This is a genomic window from Aquicoccus sp. SU-CL01552, assembly GCF_040365005.1.
GTDB lineage: Bacteria > Pseudomonadota > Alphaproteobacteria > Rhodobacterales > Rhodobacteraceae > Antarcticimicrobium.
The window spans coordinates 83,687-99,479 of sequence record NZ_BAABWV010000017.1 but is presented as its reverse complement, the minus strand read 5'-3'; the positions used below and the strand labels follow the sequence as shown (position 1 = coordinate 99,479).

The following is a 15,793-nucleotide window of genomic DNA, read 5'->3' as shown; positions in this document are numbered from 1 at the left end:
TGGCGCCGGGCCCGCATCCGGCCTATGCCGGTGAAACGGAGGGCGCCGGTGCAATTCAGCTTCTTTGACCAGACCATTCGCATCACCATTCCCGACCGCGCCGCGCTGCTGGGCGAGGTGCGCCGCCGGTTCCGCGCCGGCGAGGGGTTCGCGCTGGCCACCGTCAACCTCGACCATCTCGCCAAGATGACCGCCTCGCCCGATTTCGCGCGGGTCTATGCGCGCCAGGATATCGTGGTCGCCGATGGCTGGCCGATCACGGTGTTGTCACGGATCGCCGGGCGGCCGGTGGCGCGGCTGCCGGGCTCTGACCTGGTGGTGCCGCTGTGCCAATTGGCGGCGCACGAGGGGGCGGAGGTGGCCTTTGTCGGCAGCACCGAACAGGCGCTCTCCGATGCCGCCGCGGTGCTCGAAGGACAGGTGCCGGGGCTGCGCATCACGCTCCGGATCGCGCCGCCGCAGGGGTTCGATCCGACGGGGCCGGCGGCCGAGGACATCCTGCGGCAGCTGTCCGACAGCGGGGTGCGGCTCTGTTTTCTCGCGCTGGGCGCCCCGAAACAGGAGGCGCTGGCGGCGCGGGGACGCGGCATCGCGCCCGCCGTCGGCTTTGCCTCGGTCGGGGCCGGGCTGGATTTTCTCGGCGGGCACCAGGTCCGCGCACCGCGCTGGATGCGAGCGGTGGGGCTGGAATGGCTGTGGCGGATGCTGGGAAGCCCCTGGCGCATGGTGCCGCGTTACCTGCGCAGCGCGATGGTGCTGCCGCGCCAGGCGGTCCGGGCATTGAAGCTGCGCCGGTTCCGGGGCTGATCCGCGCCCCTATTTGTACTCCAGGATCCCGCGCCGCCGACCGATCCAGCGCCGCAAGTGGAAATCCAGCGCCCCCTGCGCCTCGGCGAATTTGCCCAGGACGGTGAACAGGGCTGCCTCCCAGCGTCCGGGGTGGGGATCGCGCAGCGCCAGCCGCAGCACCTGCGCCGGGTAGATCAGCAGTGCCAGCCCGGCCCAGGGGGTGACCAGCATCGCGGCGAGGATCGCCAGCGGCAGACCCGCGCCCCAGGCCAGCGCGCGGCGGGTTTCTCGGACCCAGTGCCGCTCCGGTCCCGCGCGGTGCAGATGCGCCCCCTCGGCAAAGGCATGACCGGCGCGGCGACTGCGACGCCACCACTGGCCAAGGCGCAGGATGCGCGCATCATGCAGGGTCATCTCGGCGTCCAGCCGCCACACGGTCCAGCCGGCGCGGCGCAGGCGCAGGCAGAGGTCCGGCTCCTCTCCCGCGATCAGCCCGTCGTTGAACCCGCCCACGGTCGCAACCGCCGCACGGCGCACCAGCGCATCGCCGCCACAGGCCGCAGCCTCGCCTATGGGCGTGTCCCACTCCCGGTCGCAGAGCCGGTTGTAGACCGAGGCCTCGGGATGGTCCTCGCGCCGGCGGCCGCAGGCGACGGCGGCCTCGGGGTGGGTGGCGAGGAACTTGGCGGCGGTCTCGAGCCATCCGGGGGCGATTGTACAATCGCCATCCACCAATTGTACGAAATCCGACCCGTCCCCGGCCAGCCGCGCCAGCCCCGCGTTGCGCGCCCGCGCCGCGGTGAAGGGGAGGCTCATGTCCAGTTCCACCACCTCGGCGCCGGTGGCCCGGGCGGATTCGACGCTGCCATCGGTGGAGCCGGAATCGACATAGACGATTCGCCGCGCCCGCCCCTTGAGCGAGGCGAGGCAGGCGATCAGCCGCGCGCCCTCGTTGCGACCGATCACCACCGCGTCGATCTCCGGGTGTTCTGTTGCCTGCACTGTCGCCACCGCCCCGGTTGCCCTTGTTGTTGCGGGCGCCAGCCTAGCCGCTGGACCGTCACCTGCAAGCCGGACCTTGGCGGCGGGGGCGGATTGGGGCACCATGCGGGAACGGATGTGAGGAGGGGGGCCACGCATGACGATCCTGCTGGCGGACATGGGCGGCACCACGACGCGCCTGGCGCTGTTGCGTGGCGATGGCGGGCTGCAATGCGCCGCGCGCCGGACCAACGACAGCCATGCCGGGCCGGGTGATCTGCTGGCGCTCTACCTGCGCGCGTGCGGGGATCCGGCGTTGAGCGGCGCCTGTTTGGCCGTGGCCGGGCCGGTGGGGCCGGGCAAGGTGCGGTTCACCAACCGTGACTGGAATTTTTCACGCGCTGCGCTGGCCGAACTTCTGAGGTTGCCTGACAGTGGCGCGCTGCGGGTGGTCAATGACCTGACCGCCCTGGCGCTGGCGCTGCCGGGGCTGGACGCCGCCCAGGTCGAGGATCTGCGCCCCGCCACCTTTGAAGAAACGGCGGGCAACGGGCAGGCGCTGGCGGTGAATTTCGGCACCGGGTTCAACGTCGGCCCGGTGCGCTCGACCCCCGCCGGGCCGGTGGCGCTGGAGGCCGAACTGGGTCATGCCGCCCTGCCTGCGGGGATCGCCGCTGCGTTGGGCGCGCAGGCAGACCGGTTTCCCAGTGTCGAGGCGCTGTTTTCCGGGCCGGGCTTGCCGCGCCTGCACGCGGCGCGGACAGGTGGTGCGGTGCTTTCGGCGCCGGCGCTGGTCGAGGCGGCGGTCGATGATGCATCGGCGCGCGAGACGATCACCCTGATGGCGCAGTTGATGGGGGGGATGGCCCGCGAACTGGTGGCGGCCTACATGCCGCGCGACGGGCTGTTCCTGGCCGGAAGCATGGCGCGCGGGGTCCTGCAGCCCTTCGCCCGCACCGCGTTCCTGCACGCGCTCGATGCGCCGGGGCCGCTGCAACCCGTCGCGGCGGCGCTGCCGGTGCGGCTGATCACCGACGATTCGGCGGCGCTGGGCGGGTTGGCGGCGCTGGCCCGCGTCGCTCAGTAATCGCGTTCGAAGAACAACCCGATCCCGCTGTCGCCGGCGTTGTCGACGCTGCCCTTCACGGTCAGCGATTTGGTCAGGTCGAGATTGAGGTTCAGCTCGGTCTCGCCCTGGGTGTTGACGTTGAAATCGGTATAGATGTTGTCCGACAGGTAGGCGCCGGCGCCGACCTGCCCGGCGCCACTGGAGTCGGTGCCGATATCGACGGTATCGACCCCGAGTGCCGAGCGCACGCTGTCCTTGGTGCCGCCCGAGCGCCCGAGGGTGGCCAGCGAGGCCGCCATCTTGGCAATCACGAAGGGCGAGAGGTCGGCAACCCGGCTGCCGAAGACCAGCATCGCCAGCGCCTCCTCGGCCGGGCGTTCGGGTTCTGCGTAGACTCTGACCGAGGGGCCGTCGACCGGGCCCGAGATCTCGATCGTGGCGCTGCCGTCCTCGGTGGTGGTCGAGGACGAGAACTGCACGTAGGGCGTCAGGTCGCCCTGCATCGAGACGATCCCCTCGGTCAGTTTCAGCCGCCGCCCGATGATGTCGAGGGTACCGCGGATCAGCGAGATCTGGCCCACGGGTCGCACGGCGGCGGTGGTGCCGCCCAGTTGCAGCGCGCCGCCCAGTTCCGCCTGCAACCCGAAGCCGCGGGCAAAGACCTTGTTGCGCGCGATCAGCGCCAGATCGAGTCCGATGGCCGGCCCCGAGGCGCCGTTTCCGGTGTCGATCAGCCCGGCCCGCGCACGGGTGTCGCGCACGGCAGAGGGTTCGTTGCGGTGGGTGATCTGCGGGATCGGCGCGGCGGCGGCGCTGCCCGAGACCGCGCTGAGGTTGATCTCGGTTTCGCCGAACTCGATCCGCCCCGACAGCAGCGGCCCGGCGGTGAGCGGCCCCGACAGCAGCAGCCGCCCGTTGGCCGATGAGGTGATGAACTGGTTGTCGGTGAGCACGAGGTTCTGCAACTCGATGCCGATGCGCCCGGCATAGGGCGGGGTCAGCGCCACCGGACCGGACAGGCGCAGCCCGCCGCCGGCCCCCAGCGCGGCGGTGACGGCGATATCGGCGCTGGACCCGCCCAGCGTCACGCCGCCCGAGATGTTCTCGATGGTCTGCGCCGCCGAGGGGATTGCCATGCGGGTGCCGGAGGTGGTGATCCGACCGCTGAGCGAGGACAGTGCCGGTGGCCCCTTGAGCGCGAGGTCGAATTCGGCCCGGCCGGTGATCGAGTTGGGCTTCATGAACGGGTTCGCCGCCTCAAGCCGCAGGTCGCCCTGCGCGGTCAGGTCGGCGGTGCCGGTCGCCTCGTCGAACCCGCCGGCGATCCGCGCCGAGACGCCCGCCGGGCCGGTGGCGTCGGTCTCGAGCACCCATTGCCCGGAGCCATCGCGGCGGGCGGTCCCCTTGGCGGTGGCCTGGCCGCGCAGTTCGGGCACGAAGCGCTGAATCCGGTCGAGCAGCGCGTCAAAGGTCAGATCGGCCTGCCCGTCGGGCGAAACCGTGCCCTTGAGATCGGCATAAGAACTGTCGGGCCCCTTCAGGGTGACCTCGCCCAGCCAGTTGTCGTCGGCCTGGTCGAGTTCGCCACTCAGGGTCAGCGGACCCGAGACCATGGGCGTGACCCGGGTCAGGTCGTCCAGCGCGGCGCGAAAGCTGAAGCCGCTGTCGGTGCTGGCCAGCGTGCCATGCGCTTCGGCGGTCAGCGCGGTGCCATCGAGCGTGAACTGCCGGACCGTCAGCCCGTCGGTGTCGCGCGCTGCGTCGAGCGAGACCACGGTGGCCCCGGCGATCAGGGAATCCAGTTGGTCGATCCCGGCGGACAGCTCTTGCGCGCGCATGTCGAGCCGGATGTCAAAGCTGCCCGAGAGCGGGGCGCCCGTGCCAGAGAGCTCGGCGGTCACCGCGCCGCCCAGGTCACGCCCGGCCAGCCCGGAGAACCGGCCCAGGTCCGAGGCACCCAGCCGCAGCCGACCCTCCATCTCGAACCCGCTGTCCAGCCCGTCCAGTGTACCGTCCAGCGTGGCGGTATAGTCGCGGCCCGTCAGGTCGAATCCCTGCAAGTCCAGCGTGCCGCCGGTGAGGGCGAAATCGCCGTCCAGCGTGATCTCGCGTCCCACGGCCTGCGCAAGCGCGGGATCGGAAAAGTCCAGCCCGTTCAACCCGCCGCGCAGGGTGCCGTCGAGCGCCAGCCCGGCGCTCTGGTCCAGGGTGCCGCGCCCGGTCAGCTCGGCGCGCCGCAGGGTCAGGTCGGGCCGCGCCAGTTGGTCGGCGGAGAGGGTCAGGTCCCAGTCGCCGGCGTCGGTGCCATCCATCCGTAAGGTCAGCCGGGCCGCGCCGATCCGGGTTTGCGGCCCGCTGAGCGGCAACAGAACGCTGTCGCCCGAGGGCGGCGCGATGCGCCCGTGCAGCAGCGCGGTCTCCAGCGTGCCGCCGGCCGCCACCGAAAGCCGGCCGTTCAGCGTCAGCGCGTCGGCGGACAGGTCAAGCTGTCCGATCTCCAGCCGTCCGTCCGGCTGGCTGACCCCGTCGAGCGCAAGCCGCGTGTCGGTGCCGAAAAAGGCGCGGTACTCGAGCGGCAGCATCGGGGTGATGTCACCGGCCAGATCGGCGCTGAATCCCGTGCCGGTCGGCGCGTCGGGATCGGCCCCCTCGGGGCGGTCCTTCCCGCGCAGGCGGACCGTGCCGCCGATCCGCTGGGCGTCCTCGGTGACAAGGGCGATATCGGCGGTGAAATCATCGACCGGCCCGTCGCCCTTGGCGGTGAACTGCAGCGGCGGCTGGCCCGGCATGTTCAGCGCGGTGGAGATCAGCCCTCCGGCCTCCTCGACCATCTCGAGGTCGAGCACGATCCGGCGGCTTTCGTTGGAATACTGCGCCAGCAGGTCCACGGCATCGCCGGGCCGGTCCAGCCGGGTGACCGACAGTTGCGTGTCGAGCGCGCCATCGGCCAGGGTCAGCGTGCCTGCCATCTTCAATGCGGCGGCGATGCCCATCAGCGGTTCGCCCATCTCGAACCGATCGACGCCGATCTCGCCCAGTTCCACCGCCACCGGCAATTCCGGCAGGGCAAAGGGGGTCGCCTCCGCGTCGGGCAGGTCCACCGCGTCGCTGGGCAGCGGCTTGCGGGCGACGATGATCTCTTCGGCGGTGAGCGCGTTGACCGAGAACCGGCCGCGCAGCAGGTCCGCCCGGTTCCAGTCGAGCACCGCGCCCGAGACCGTCAGCCAGACGCCCTGCGCATCCGAGACCGTCAGCCGGTCGATCGTGGCGCGCGCGCTGAAGGCGCCCTCCAGCCCGGTCACCTCGATCTGGCGGTTCGAGTCCGACAGGGTGTTTTCAAGAAACCGCACCAGCAGACCGCCGGCTTCGTCCTTGTCCGCGTCGTTTGCGTCCTGCGCGCGCGCGGTCCCGGCCGCGAGCGCGACGATTGTCAGCAGTATGCCCAGAACCCGTGTCAAAATGCCTGTCCGATCCCGATGTAGAATTGCATGCCGTCGCCGGTGCTGCCCGAGGTCGGAAACGCGATGTCGAGCCGGATCGGCCCGAAGCCGCCGATGTCATAACGCACGCCCACCCCGGCGCCGGAATGGCTGACGCTGTTGCCGTCGATCACCGCGCTGGCGTCGATCGCGCCGTAGTCATAGAACCCCACCGCCGAGATCCGCTCGGTGATCTGCCCGCGCAACTCCAGCGAGGCGCCCAGGTACCCGCGTCCGCCGGCCAGCAGGGTGCTGCCGGACACGGCGGTGCCCAGCGATTCATAGGGTTGGCCCCGCACGGTTCCGGCGCCGCCGGAAAAGAACAGCAGGTCGGGAGAGACGTCACTCTGGGCCGCGCCGATCACCGAGCCAAGCTGGACCCGGCCCGCAACGGTGATCCGCCGGGCCGGCCCGAACGAGCGATAGGCGCGACCGTCCAGTCGCAGCCGCCCGCCCGAGGCGCTGCCCGCGACGCCGAGAAACGGCATCGCCTCGGCGTCGAGGTAGAAGCCGCCCCGCGCGTTCACCGGGCTGTCGCGCCGGTCCCATTCCAGCCGCAGCGGCAGGCTGAGATACCGGAATTTCCGATTGCTGCCAAAGGCATCGTCGGCATCGGCGTAATGCGCGTTCAGCGACAGTTCGGCGAACAGCTTGTCCGAGAACACCCGCCGCGTCCCGATGCCCAGCCCGCCGCGCGTCACTTCGTAATTCGTGCGGTCCAACCGTTCCAGTTCGAACAGGTAGAAGATGCTGTCATCCGGTCCCAGCCGGTCGGGCCGGTCGAGCCGCGCGGCGATTCGTCCGTCCAGATCGTCGCCGCCGCCGATGTTGCTCAGCGTCGCCTCGAGCCGCAGCCGCTCGGCGCCGCCGAACAGGTTGCGGTGCATCCAGGCCGCGCTCAGGTCCAGCCCCTCGCTCGACGACAGCTCGGCCCCGAAGGAGATGCGGCGCTTTGGCATGTCTTCGAAGGTGGCGGTGACGTCCAGCGTGCCGTCGGGATTGGCGGTCTCGGCCTCGTCCAGCGCGACCGAGGAAAACGCCCCGGTGCGCCGCAGCCTCGCGTTGACGGTGCGCAGCGCTTCGGGGTCATAGATCTCGCCGGTGGGAAAGCCGGCGATGCGGCGGATCGATTCGTCACGCACCCCGGTCTGACCGGCGACGATCATCTTGCCGAACCGCAGTTGCGGGCCGGGGCGCAGGCGCACCGCCGCGTCCAGCCTGGCCTGTGCGTGATTCGCGGTGATGCGCTGATCCGCCACCCCGGCCTTGGCGTGACCAACCGCGCGCCATCCGGCGACCCCGGCGGCGGCGGCATCACGGATCAGGCCGGTGCTTGCCGGTTCTCCGGGCGCAAAGCCCTCGGGGATCTCGGTGCCCGGCGCCAGCGGCGCCACCTCGGCCCGGCCAAAGCGGAACGGGCGCCCCGGATCGACCGAGACCTCGATGCGCCCGATGCTGCGCGGCAGGTGAAGGGGCGGGATATGCGCGGCCTCGCGCCCGTCGAGGCGGATATGCACCACCGGGCTGAAATACCCCTGGTCGTAGAGCACCTGCACCAGCGTTGCATAATCGGCCTGGGCGGCGGCCAGCAGGTCCTGCACCGTGTCCAGCCCGCGCGCCTCGGCCCCCATCACCGCCGAGGCGGTCTGCAGCCGCTCGCTCAGGTCCTCGGACAGGCCGGGGGCGGTGAAGCTGGTTTCAAGTGCAAGGACTTGGCCTGGCGCCAGCGCCAGCCAGAGCGCAACCCCGATCCGGGCTGCGCCGCGCAGGACAAGGTTCACGCGGTTGATGGCGGTCATGACGGCCCCTGGTTCACCCGTTACGCTCGGCTGCCCGGGGTCGGTCCCTGTGGCAGCGTTTCCGCTGCCTACCATGCCATTCGGAGCGGGTGAAATCGGTTTCTGGCCGCAATCGCCCGATCCGGCGCCGGCGGGCCGATTTTCGCCGCCGCGCGGCTATGCCGCGCCGGCCATGCGGGCGGCCATGTCCAGCATTCGGGCAGAGAAGCCCCATTCGTTATCATACCAGCCAAAGACGCGCACCTGGCGCGGGCCGATCATGCGGGTTTCCGGTTGCGCGATGACCAGTGATTCGGGTCGTGCGCGCAGGTCGGAGGAGACCAGCGGCCGCTCGGTCCAGCCCAGCACCGGGCTGGCCTCGGCGGCGACCTTGAGGTCGGCGGTAAAGCTGTCGGTGTCGCTGTCGCGCCCCAGCTGCACCACCAGGTCCACCGCCGAGACGCTGGCGGTGGGCACCCGCACCGCCGCGCCGCTGATGCGCCCGGCCAGGTGCGGCAGCACGGTGTCGATCAGATGGGTGGCGCTCGAGGTGGTGGGCACCATCGACAGGGCGGCGGCCCGGCTGCGCGCAAGATCGCCGCGCGGCGCGTCCACCAGCGGCTGGCTGTTGGTGTAGCAATGGATCGTGGTCATATGTGCCCGGTCGATCCCGGCGATCCGGTCGATGACCTTGACCAGCGGCGCCAGCGCGTTGGTGGTGCAGGAGGCGTTGGAGACGATGGTCTCGTCGCCCAGCATCTCCTCGTTGGCGCCCATGACCACGGTGATCTCCGCTGCCGGAGAGGGACCCGAGATCAGCACTTTCTTCGCCCCGGCCTCCAACCCGCGATGGGCAACCTCGGAGGTGCGCGCGATCCCGGTGCAATCGAGCAGAACATCGGTGCCGCTCAGGTCCACGTCGTGCAGATCGGCCGCCTGCGTGAACGGGATGCGGCGACCGCCGGCGATCAGGTGCCCGTCGCGCGCCGTCACCTCGCCCGGAAACGGGCCGAAGGTGCTGTCATACTGGAACAGATAGGCGCAGGTCTCGGCCGGTGCGATATCGTTGATCAGCACCAGCTCGATGCCCGCGCCGCGCGGGCCGCTCAGGATCTGGCGCAGAATGCTGCGGCCGATCCGTCCGAATCCGTTGATTGCCAGTCTCATGGCGCAGCTATGGCAGGCCGGCCGGGCGACCTCAATCCCGCGAAGTGTATCCTGCGCCGATCAGTCGCCCTAGGGGCAGTCCAGCTGGGTAAAGAATTCGCCCGAGATGGTCTGGTACATGGTCGAATAGATCGCCTTGCAGCCGGTCGCGGCGTGAAAGGCGCGGATCGCCTGGTGGGTGCGCAGCCGGGCCGGCGGACCGAAGGGGTCGAGATCGTTGTCGTCGCGCACGGCCTTGAACAGGCCCGGGACCGGCTGGGTGACGGTCCAGCCCCGGCCCCAGACCGTCGCCTGTCGAACCGTGTCGGCGCGCGACACCGCAGGACCCGCGGACATTTCCGTGCAGGCCGTGAGCACCAGTGCGAGGCCAATCAGGGCTTTCTTCATCGGGACAGATCCTTTGATCGGTTGGGGTCGGGGGGATGTCAGCAGATTATCTCGCCGCTGTGAAGCCCCCGCGCAATGACTCGCCGGAGGAGGGAGACATCTGCGGAAGGCGTTGACGGCCCGCGCCGGCCCCATAAGCTGGCCCGGACGGCGCAGGGTGGCGCCGGCGGCGCGAGGGCAGGACAATGCAACTGAGGTGGAGCTTTGTGCCGGGGGGGCTGGCGGCGATTCTGGCACTGATTCCCTCCCTTTGCCGGGCGCAGGACTGGACCATGTCGCAGTTCGACGACGGCTCGTTTTTCAGCGCCACCCTCTCGCCGGTGGACGGCCCCGGCCCGGCGCTGGTGTGCGGTGAACGCTCGCCGCAGGGGCTGTCGGCGGCGGTGACCGGCAATACCGAACCCGACATCACCCCGGCGGGGGCGTTTCGCGTCTATGTCAGCGACCGGGCGATCGGCGGGCCGGGGGCGCACCGGCAAACCCGCGACGACGTGATGCTGGTGGTCGGCGATTCCGGGTTCCGGCTGCGCGGGTTGCGCTGGAACGAGCTGTTCAGCACCTGGGAGGTCGACCTGCCCGCGACCGACCCAGCCTTTGCCGGGATCGCCGCGCAGGAGCGGTTCGAACTGCGCTCGGACCAGGGAAGCCACGTCATCTCGGCGGCCGGATTCGACGCCGGGCTGTGGCAGTTGACCGGCTATTGCAGCGCCATGTTCACCGCCGTCGGCCTGCCCTGGTCAACCGGGCAGGCGGGGGCGATGCTGCGCGCCGCCGAGGCCGACATCCGGCGCGGCTGCGGCGGTCCGGCGAGCCGCACGGACAAGGCGATCCTCTCGGCCAACATCGACGGCGACGGGGTCGAGGACATCGTGCTCGACTGGGGCGAGGTCACCTGCCTGGGCGGCGCGCCACGGCCCTTTTGCGGTGCGTCGATGTGTTCGGCGGCACTCTATGTCAGCGCGCTTTATCCACGAACCGGGCGGCCGGAGGACTGGTTGGCGCAGGGGGTGTGGCTGCAACCGCTGAGCAATGGCAATGACGGGGTGGCGATGGGCGCGTCGCCGAGCAGTTGTCGCCAGACCGGACAGCCGAACGGATGCGCGGCGATCCTGTATTGGAATGGTACCGGGTTGGTGACCCTTCGCTAACGATGCGCCGGTTCTGCCCCGCAGCACGCGGGCGAAAGGGCGCGCGGGCCGGGGAACCGGACTGTTCCGAAACCGACGCTTTTCCACTCTTGTGCGCCTTTCGCATCGCCGCTAGTGTGGCGCCGAACACGCGGGAGAACCGGCATGAAGCCGGTGCCGAAGGAGCAACCGCCCCGGAAACTCTCAGGCCACAGGGACCGAGTGTTCACACAGACTCTGGAGAGTGGCGCCAGCGCGCCCGCCGAAGGGATAACGATCTCAGGCGAAAGGACAGAGGGGGCATCGCATGGCGGACAGCGGTCCGCCGGGAATGGGATGCCGGAGGAGTTCGTCGAGACGGCCCCGGTTAGGACAGGACGGGCCGATGACCGAATTGCTCAGAACGCCGCTCTACGATCTTCATGTCGAGCTGGGGGCCAGGATGGTGCCCTTTGCCGGCTACGACATGCCGGTGCAATACCCCGCCGGCATCATGGCCGAACATGGCCACACCCGCGACAAGGCCGGGCTGTTCGACGTCAGCCACATGGGCCAGGCGATCCTGCGCGGCGCCAGCTATACCGCGACCGCCCGTGCCTTCGAGGCGCTGGTGCCGATGAACGTGCTGGACCTGGGCGAGGGGCGGCAACGCTATGGCCTGTTCCTGAACGATCAGGGCGGCATCCTGGATGACCTGATGTTCGCCAACCGGGGCGATCACCTGTTCGTGGTGGTCAACGCCGCCTGCAAGACCGAGGATATCGCCCGCATGAAAGCGGCGCTGGAACCCGAGGTGGCGGTGACGCCGCTGGAGGATCGCGCGCTGTTGGCATTGCAGGGGCCGCGAGCCGAGGCGGTTCTCACCGAACTGGCCCCCGAGGCCGCCGCGATGCGCTTCATGGATGTACGCACGATGGATCTCGACGGGGTGGAGGCCTGGGTCTCGCGCTCGGGCTATACCGGCGAGGACGGCTACGAGATCTCGGTGCCCGCCGACCGGGCCGAGCGGCTGGCGCGGGCGCTGCTGGCGCATGACGACGTGGCCCCGATCGGGCTGGGCGCGCGCGACTCCCTGCGGTTGGAGGCCGGGCTCTGCCTCTATGGCCACGACATCGACACCGAGACCCTGCCGGGCGAGGCCGGCCTTGCCTGGGCAATCCAGAAGGTCCGCCGCAGCGGCGGCGACCGCGCCGGTGGCTTTCCGGGCGCGGCGCAGGTCCTGGACCAACTCGACAACGGCCCTGCGCGCAAGCGTGTCGGCCTGCGCCCCGAGGGGCGCGCACCGATGCGCGAGGGGGTCGATCTTTTCGCCGCGCAAGAGGGCGGCGCACCGGTCGGCCGCATCACCTCGGGCGGGTTCGGTCCCACCGTCGGGGCGCCGGTCGCCATGGGCTATCTGCCCGCCGACCTCAGCGCCCCGGGCACCACGGTCTATGGCGAGGTGCGCGGCAAGCGGCTGCCCGCCACGGTCACCGCGCTGCCCTTCGTCCCCGCAAACTTCAAACGCTAAGACAGGTCCAAGAGGGAAAACAGATGAAATACACCGAAGAACATGAATGGCTGCTGCCCGAGGGCGAGCTGATCACCGTGGGCATCACCGAGCACGCCGCTGAGCAACTGGGCGACGTGGTGTTCGTCGAACTGCCCGAGGCCGGCACCGAGGTCTCCAAGGACGACGAGATCGTCGTGATCGAGAGCGTCAAGGCCGCCTCGGACATCCTGGCGCCGCTCGACGGCGAGATCGTCGAGGTGAACGAGGCGCTGGTCGAGAACCCCGGCCTGGTCAACGAGGACCCGCTGGGCGAGGCCTGGTTCTTCAAGATGAAGGTCTCCGACATGTCGCCGATGGACGACTACATGGATGAGGCCGCCTACAAGGAATTCATTGGGTGAGGCGCGCCCGGAAAAAGGTCCAGTGGACCTTTTTCAGCGCCGAACGGGCGGAGCCCCGGCCGCGCGGCATCTTGCAAACGCTCCGGCGGAGCGTTTCAGCCGCGAACGGGCGGAGCCCCGGATAACCCGGTGATCGCCAAGTGTCGGGGGCGGGACGCCTCCGGCGGGAGTATTTTTGCAGAGAAGAAGACCAGGGGCGGTGCCTGACAGGTGCTGCCGTTGCCAGGGAAAGCTGCCATGACCTACACGCCCACCGATTACTTGCCCTATGATTTTGCCAACCGCCGCCATATCGGCCCTTCGCCCAAGGAGATGGACGAGATGCTGGGCGTGGTCGGTGCCGACAGCCTCGACGACCTGATCGACCAGACCGTGCCACGGGCGATCCGGCAGGCGTCGAAACTGGACTTCGGCAAGCCCAAGTCCGAGCGCGAGCTGCTGTGGTACCTGCGCCGGGTGGCGGAAAAGAACACGGTTCTGACCTCGCTGATCGGGCAGGGCTATCACGGCACGGTGACGCCGCCGGCGATCCAGCGCAACATCCTGGAAAACCCGGCCTGGTACACCGCCTATACCCCCTACCAGCCCGAGATCAGCCAAGGCCGGCTCGAGGCGCTGCTGAACTTCCAGACCATGATCAGCGACCTGACCGGGCTGGAGATCGCCAATGCCTCGCTGCTGGACGAGGCGACCGCCTGCGCCGAGGCGATGACCATGGCGCAGCGGGTGGCCAAGTCGAAGGCCAAGGCGTTTTTCATCGACGAGAACTGCCACCCGCAGAACATCGCGGTGATGCGGACCCGTGCGGCGCCGCTGGGGATCGAGGTGATCGTGGACGCGCCGGAGAACCTCGCGGCGGACAAGGTCTTTGCCGCGATCTTCCAATACCCGGGCACCTATGGCCACCTGGGCGATTTTTCCGCCCCCATCGCCGCGCTGCATGACAACAAGGCGGTGGCGATCGTGGCGGCCGACCCGATGGCGCTGACCCTGCTGAAGGAACCCGGCGCGATGGGCGCCGACATCGCCGTCGGCAGCGTCCAGCGGTTCGGCGTTCCGATGGGCTATGGCGGTCCGCACGCCGCCTACATGGCCTGCCGCGACGCGTTCAAACGCAACATGCCGGGCCGGATCGTCGGCGTCAGCGTCGACAGCCACGGCAACCGTGCCTATCGGCTGTCGCTGCAGACCCGCGAACAGCATATCCGCCGCGAAAAGGCGACCTCCAACGTCTGCACGGCGCAGGCGCTGCTGGCGGTGATGGCCTCGTTCTACGCGGTGTTCCACGGCCCCGAGGGGCTGCGCGCCATCGCCCAGCGGATCCACCGCAAGACCGCGCGGCTGGCCGCCGGGCTGGAGGCGGCGGGCTTCAAGGTCGAGCCGGCGACCTTCTTCGACACCATCACCGTTGATGTGGGCCTGTTGCAGCGGGGCGTTCTCCAGGCCGCCGTGCGCGAGGGGGTGAACCTGCGCCGGGTGGGCGATTGCAAGGTGGGCATCACGCTGGACGAACAGACCCGCCCCGACACCATCGAGGCGGTCTGGCGTGCCTTCGGCATCATCATGGAGGCCGACCCGAGCGAGGTCGAGTATCGCCTGCCCGAGGCGCTGCTGCGTGAAAGCAGCTATCTGGAACACCCGATCTTTCACATGAACCGGGCCGAGACCGAGATGATGCGCTACATGCGCCGTCTGGCCGACCGCGACCTGGCGCTGGACCGGGCGATGATCCCGCTGGGCTCCTGCACGATGAAGCTGAACGCGGCGGCCGAGATGATGCCGATCTCCTGGCCCGCCTTTGCAGACCTGCACCCCTTCGTGCCCGCCGACCAGGCCCGCGGCTATGCCGAGATGATCGCCGATCTCAGCGCCAAGCTGTGCGAGATCACCGGATACTCGGCTTTCTCGATGCAGCCCAACTCCGGCGCGCAGGGCGAATATTCCGGTTTGCTGACCATCTCGGCCTGGCACCGGGCGAACGGGCAGGGGCATCGCAACGTCTGCCTGATCCCGGTCAGCGCCCATGGCACCAACCCGGCCAGCGCCCATATGGTGGGCTGGGACGTGGTGGTGGTGAAATCGGCCGAGAACGGCGACATTGACCTCGACGATTTCCGCGCCAAGGCCGAGAAACACGCCGACAACCTCGCCGCCTGCATGATCACCTATCCCTCGACCCACGGTGTGTTCGAGGAAACCGTGCGCGAGGTCTGCGAGATCACCCACTCCCACGGCGGCCAGGTCTATATCGACGGCGCCAACCTCAACGCGATGGTGGGGCTGGCCCGGCCCGGCGACGTGGGCGGTGACGTCAGCCACCTGAACCTGCACAAGACCTTTGCCATCCCCCATGGCGGTGGCGGCCCCGGCATGGGCCCGATCGGCGTGAAGGAACACCTGGTCCAGCATCTGCCCGGCCATCCCCATACCGGCGGCACCGAGGGGCCGGTCTCGGGCGCGCCGTTCGGCTCGGCCTCGATCCTGGCGATCAGCTGGGCCTATTGCCTGATGATGGGCGGCGAGGGGCTGACCCAGGCCACGCGGGTGGCGATCCTGAACGGCAACTACATCGCCAAGCGGCTCGAGGGCGCCTATGACGTGCTCTACAAGGGGGGGCAGGGCCGCGTCGCGCATGAGTGCATCATCGACACCCGCCCCTTTGCCGACAGCGCCGGCGTCACGGTGGACGACATCGCCAAGCGGCTGATGGATTGCGGCTTCCACGCCCCGACCATGAGCTGGCCGGTCGCCGGCACCCTGATGATCGAACCCACCGAGAGCGAGACCAAGGCCGAGCTTGACCGGTTCTGCGACGCGATGCTGGCGATCCGCGAAGAGATCCGCGCCATCGAGGAGGGGCGGATGGACCCGGAGAACAACCCGCTGAAGAACGCGCCGCACACGATGGAGGACCTGGTCAAGGAATGGGAACGCCCCTATTCCCGCGAACAGGGCTGTTTCCCGCCGGGCGCCTTCCGGGTCGACAAGTACTGGCCGCCGGTGGGCCGGGTCGACAACGTGTTCGGCGACCGGCACCTGGTCTGCACCTGTCCACCGGTCGAGGATTACGCCGAAGCGGCCGAGTAGGCGGCAGAGCAACACGCAAAGGGCGGGCCTTCGGGT

The 15,793-nt window shown here is 69.6% G+C and carries 11 protein-coding genes and 2 riboswitches; of the genes, 6 read left to right on the top strand and 5 right to left on the bottom strand.

Features of this window, described 5'->3' with window-relative positions; genetic code table 11:
- Positions 1 to 48 precede the first annotated feature (48 nt).
- Positions 49 to 807, top strand: coding sequence for a WecB/TagA/CpsF family glycosyltransferase (locus ABWV23_RS18210; RefSeq protein ID WP_353350309.1), 759 nt, complete (start codon positions 49 to 51; stop codon positions 805 to 807).
- Between the two features lie 9 nt (positions 808 to 816).
- Here ABWV23_RS18210 and ABWV23_RS18205 read toward each other — a convergent pair whose 3' ends face one another.
- Entirely contained in the window at positions 817 to 1,791 is a 975-nt protein-coding gene (locus ABWV23_RS18205) for a glycosyltransferase family 2 protein (RefSeq protein WP_353350307.1), read from the bottom strand.
- A 136-nt stretch (positions 1,792 to 1,927) separates the two neighbouring features.
- Between ABWV23_RS18205 and ABWV23_RS18200 the strand changes: the two genes are divergently transcribed.
- Positions 1,928 to 2,857: a glucokinase gene (locus ABWV23_RS18200; RefSeq protein ID WP_353350305.1), complete on the top strand. Its 930-nt coding sequence runs from the start codon at positions 1,928 to 1,930 to the stop codon at positions 2,855 to 2,857.
- Here ABWV23_RS18200 and ABWV23_RS18195 read toward each other — a convergent pair.
- The 4 genes from ABWV23_RS18195 to ABWV23_RS18180 all read right to left on the bottom strand — a co-directional run bounded on the left by ABWV23_RS18195 (position 2,851) and on the right by ABWV23_RS18180 (position 9,650).
- Positions 2,851 to 6,297, bottom strand: coding sequence for a translocation/assembly module TamB domain-containing protein (locus ABWV23_RS18195; RefSeq protein WP_353350303.1), 3,447 nt, complete (start codon positions 6,295 to 6,297; stop codon positions 2,851 to 2,853). The genes ABWV23_RS18200 and ABWV23_RS18195 overlap by 7 nt on opposite strands.
- Complete coding sequence (locus ABWV23_RS18190; RefSeq protein WP_353350301.1) at positions 6,294 to 8,117, bottom strand: autotransporter assembly complex protein TamA; 1,824 nt, start codon at positions 8,115 to 8,117, stop codon at positions 6,294 to 6,296. Before ABWV23_RS18190 ends, ABWV23_RS18195 begins: the two co-directional genes overlap by 4 nt.
- A gap of 156 nt (positions 8,118 to 8,273) precedes the next feature.
- A complete protein-coding gene (locus tag ABWV23_RS18185) occupies positions 8,274 to 9,263 on the bottom strand; it encodes a type I glyceraldehyde-3-phosphate dehydrogenase (protein WP_353350299.1) in 990 nt (329 codons plus the stop codon).
- 69 nt (positions 9,264 to 9,332) lie between these two features.
- Positions 9,333 to 9,650, bottom strand: a complete 318-nt coding sequence (locus ABWV23_RS18180; RefSeq protein ID WP_353350297.1) for a hypothetical protein — start codon at positions 9,648 to 9,650, stop codon at positions 9,333 to 9,335.
- 185 nt (positions 9,651 to 9,835) lie between these two features.
- Between ABWV23_RS18180 and ABWV23_RS18175 the strand changes: the two genes are divergently transcribed.
- From ABWV23_RS18175 to gcvP, 4 genes are all read left to right on the top strand, one after another.
- The gene (locus ABWV23_RS18175) at positions 9,836 to 10,798 is read left to right on the top strand and encodes a hypothetical protein (RefSeq protein ID WP_353350295.1); all 963 of its coding nucleotides are present in this window, start codon (positions 9,836 to 9,838) and stop codon (positions 10,796 to 10,798) included.
- Positions 10,799 to 10,919: 121 nt separating this feature from the next.
- Positions 10,920 to 11,008, top strand: a riboswitch (glycine riboswitch).
- Positions 11,009 to 11,012: 4 nt separating this feature from the next.
- A riboswitch (glycine riboswitch) is annotated at positions 11,013 to 11,074 on the top strand.
- An 88-nt stretch (positions 11,075 to 11,162) separates the two neighbouring features.
- Positions 11,163 to 12,287 (top strand): glycine cleavage system aminomethyltransferase GcvT, encoded by a 1,125-nt coding sequence (gene gcvT, locus ABWV23_RS18170; protein WP_353350293.1) that lies wholly within the window; start codon positions 11,163 to 11,165, stop codon positions 12,285 to 12,287.
- Between the two features lie 23 nt (positions 12,288 to 12,310).
- Positions 12,311 to 12,670 carry a glycine cleavage system protein GcvH gene (gene gcvH, locus ABWV23_RS18165; protein WP_353350291.1) on the top strand — a complete coding sequence of 120 codons (360 nt, stop codon included), beginning with the start codon at positions 12,311 to 12,313 and terminating at the stop codon, positions 12,668 to 12,670.
- Between the two features lie 237 nt (positions 12,671 to 12,907).
- On the top strand, positions 12,908 to 15,757 hold the full coding sequence (gene gcvP / locus ABWV23_RS18160) for an aminomethyl-transferring glycine dehydrogenase (RefSeq protein ID WP_353350289.1): 2,850 nt from the start codon (positions 12,908 to 12,910) through the stop codon (positions 15,755 to 15,757).
- Positions 15,758 to 15,793: the final 36 nt, after the last annotated feature.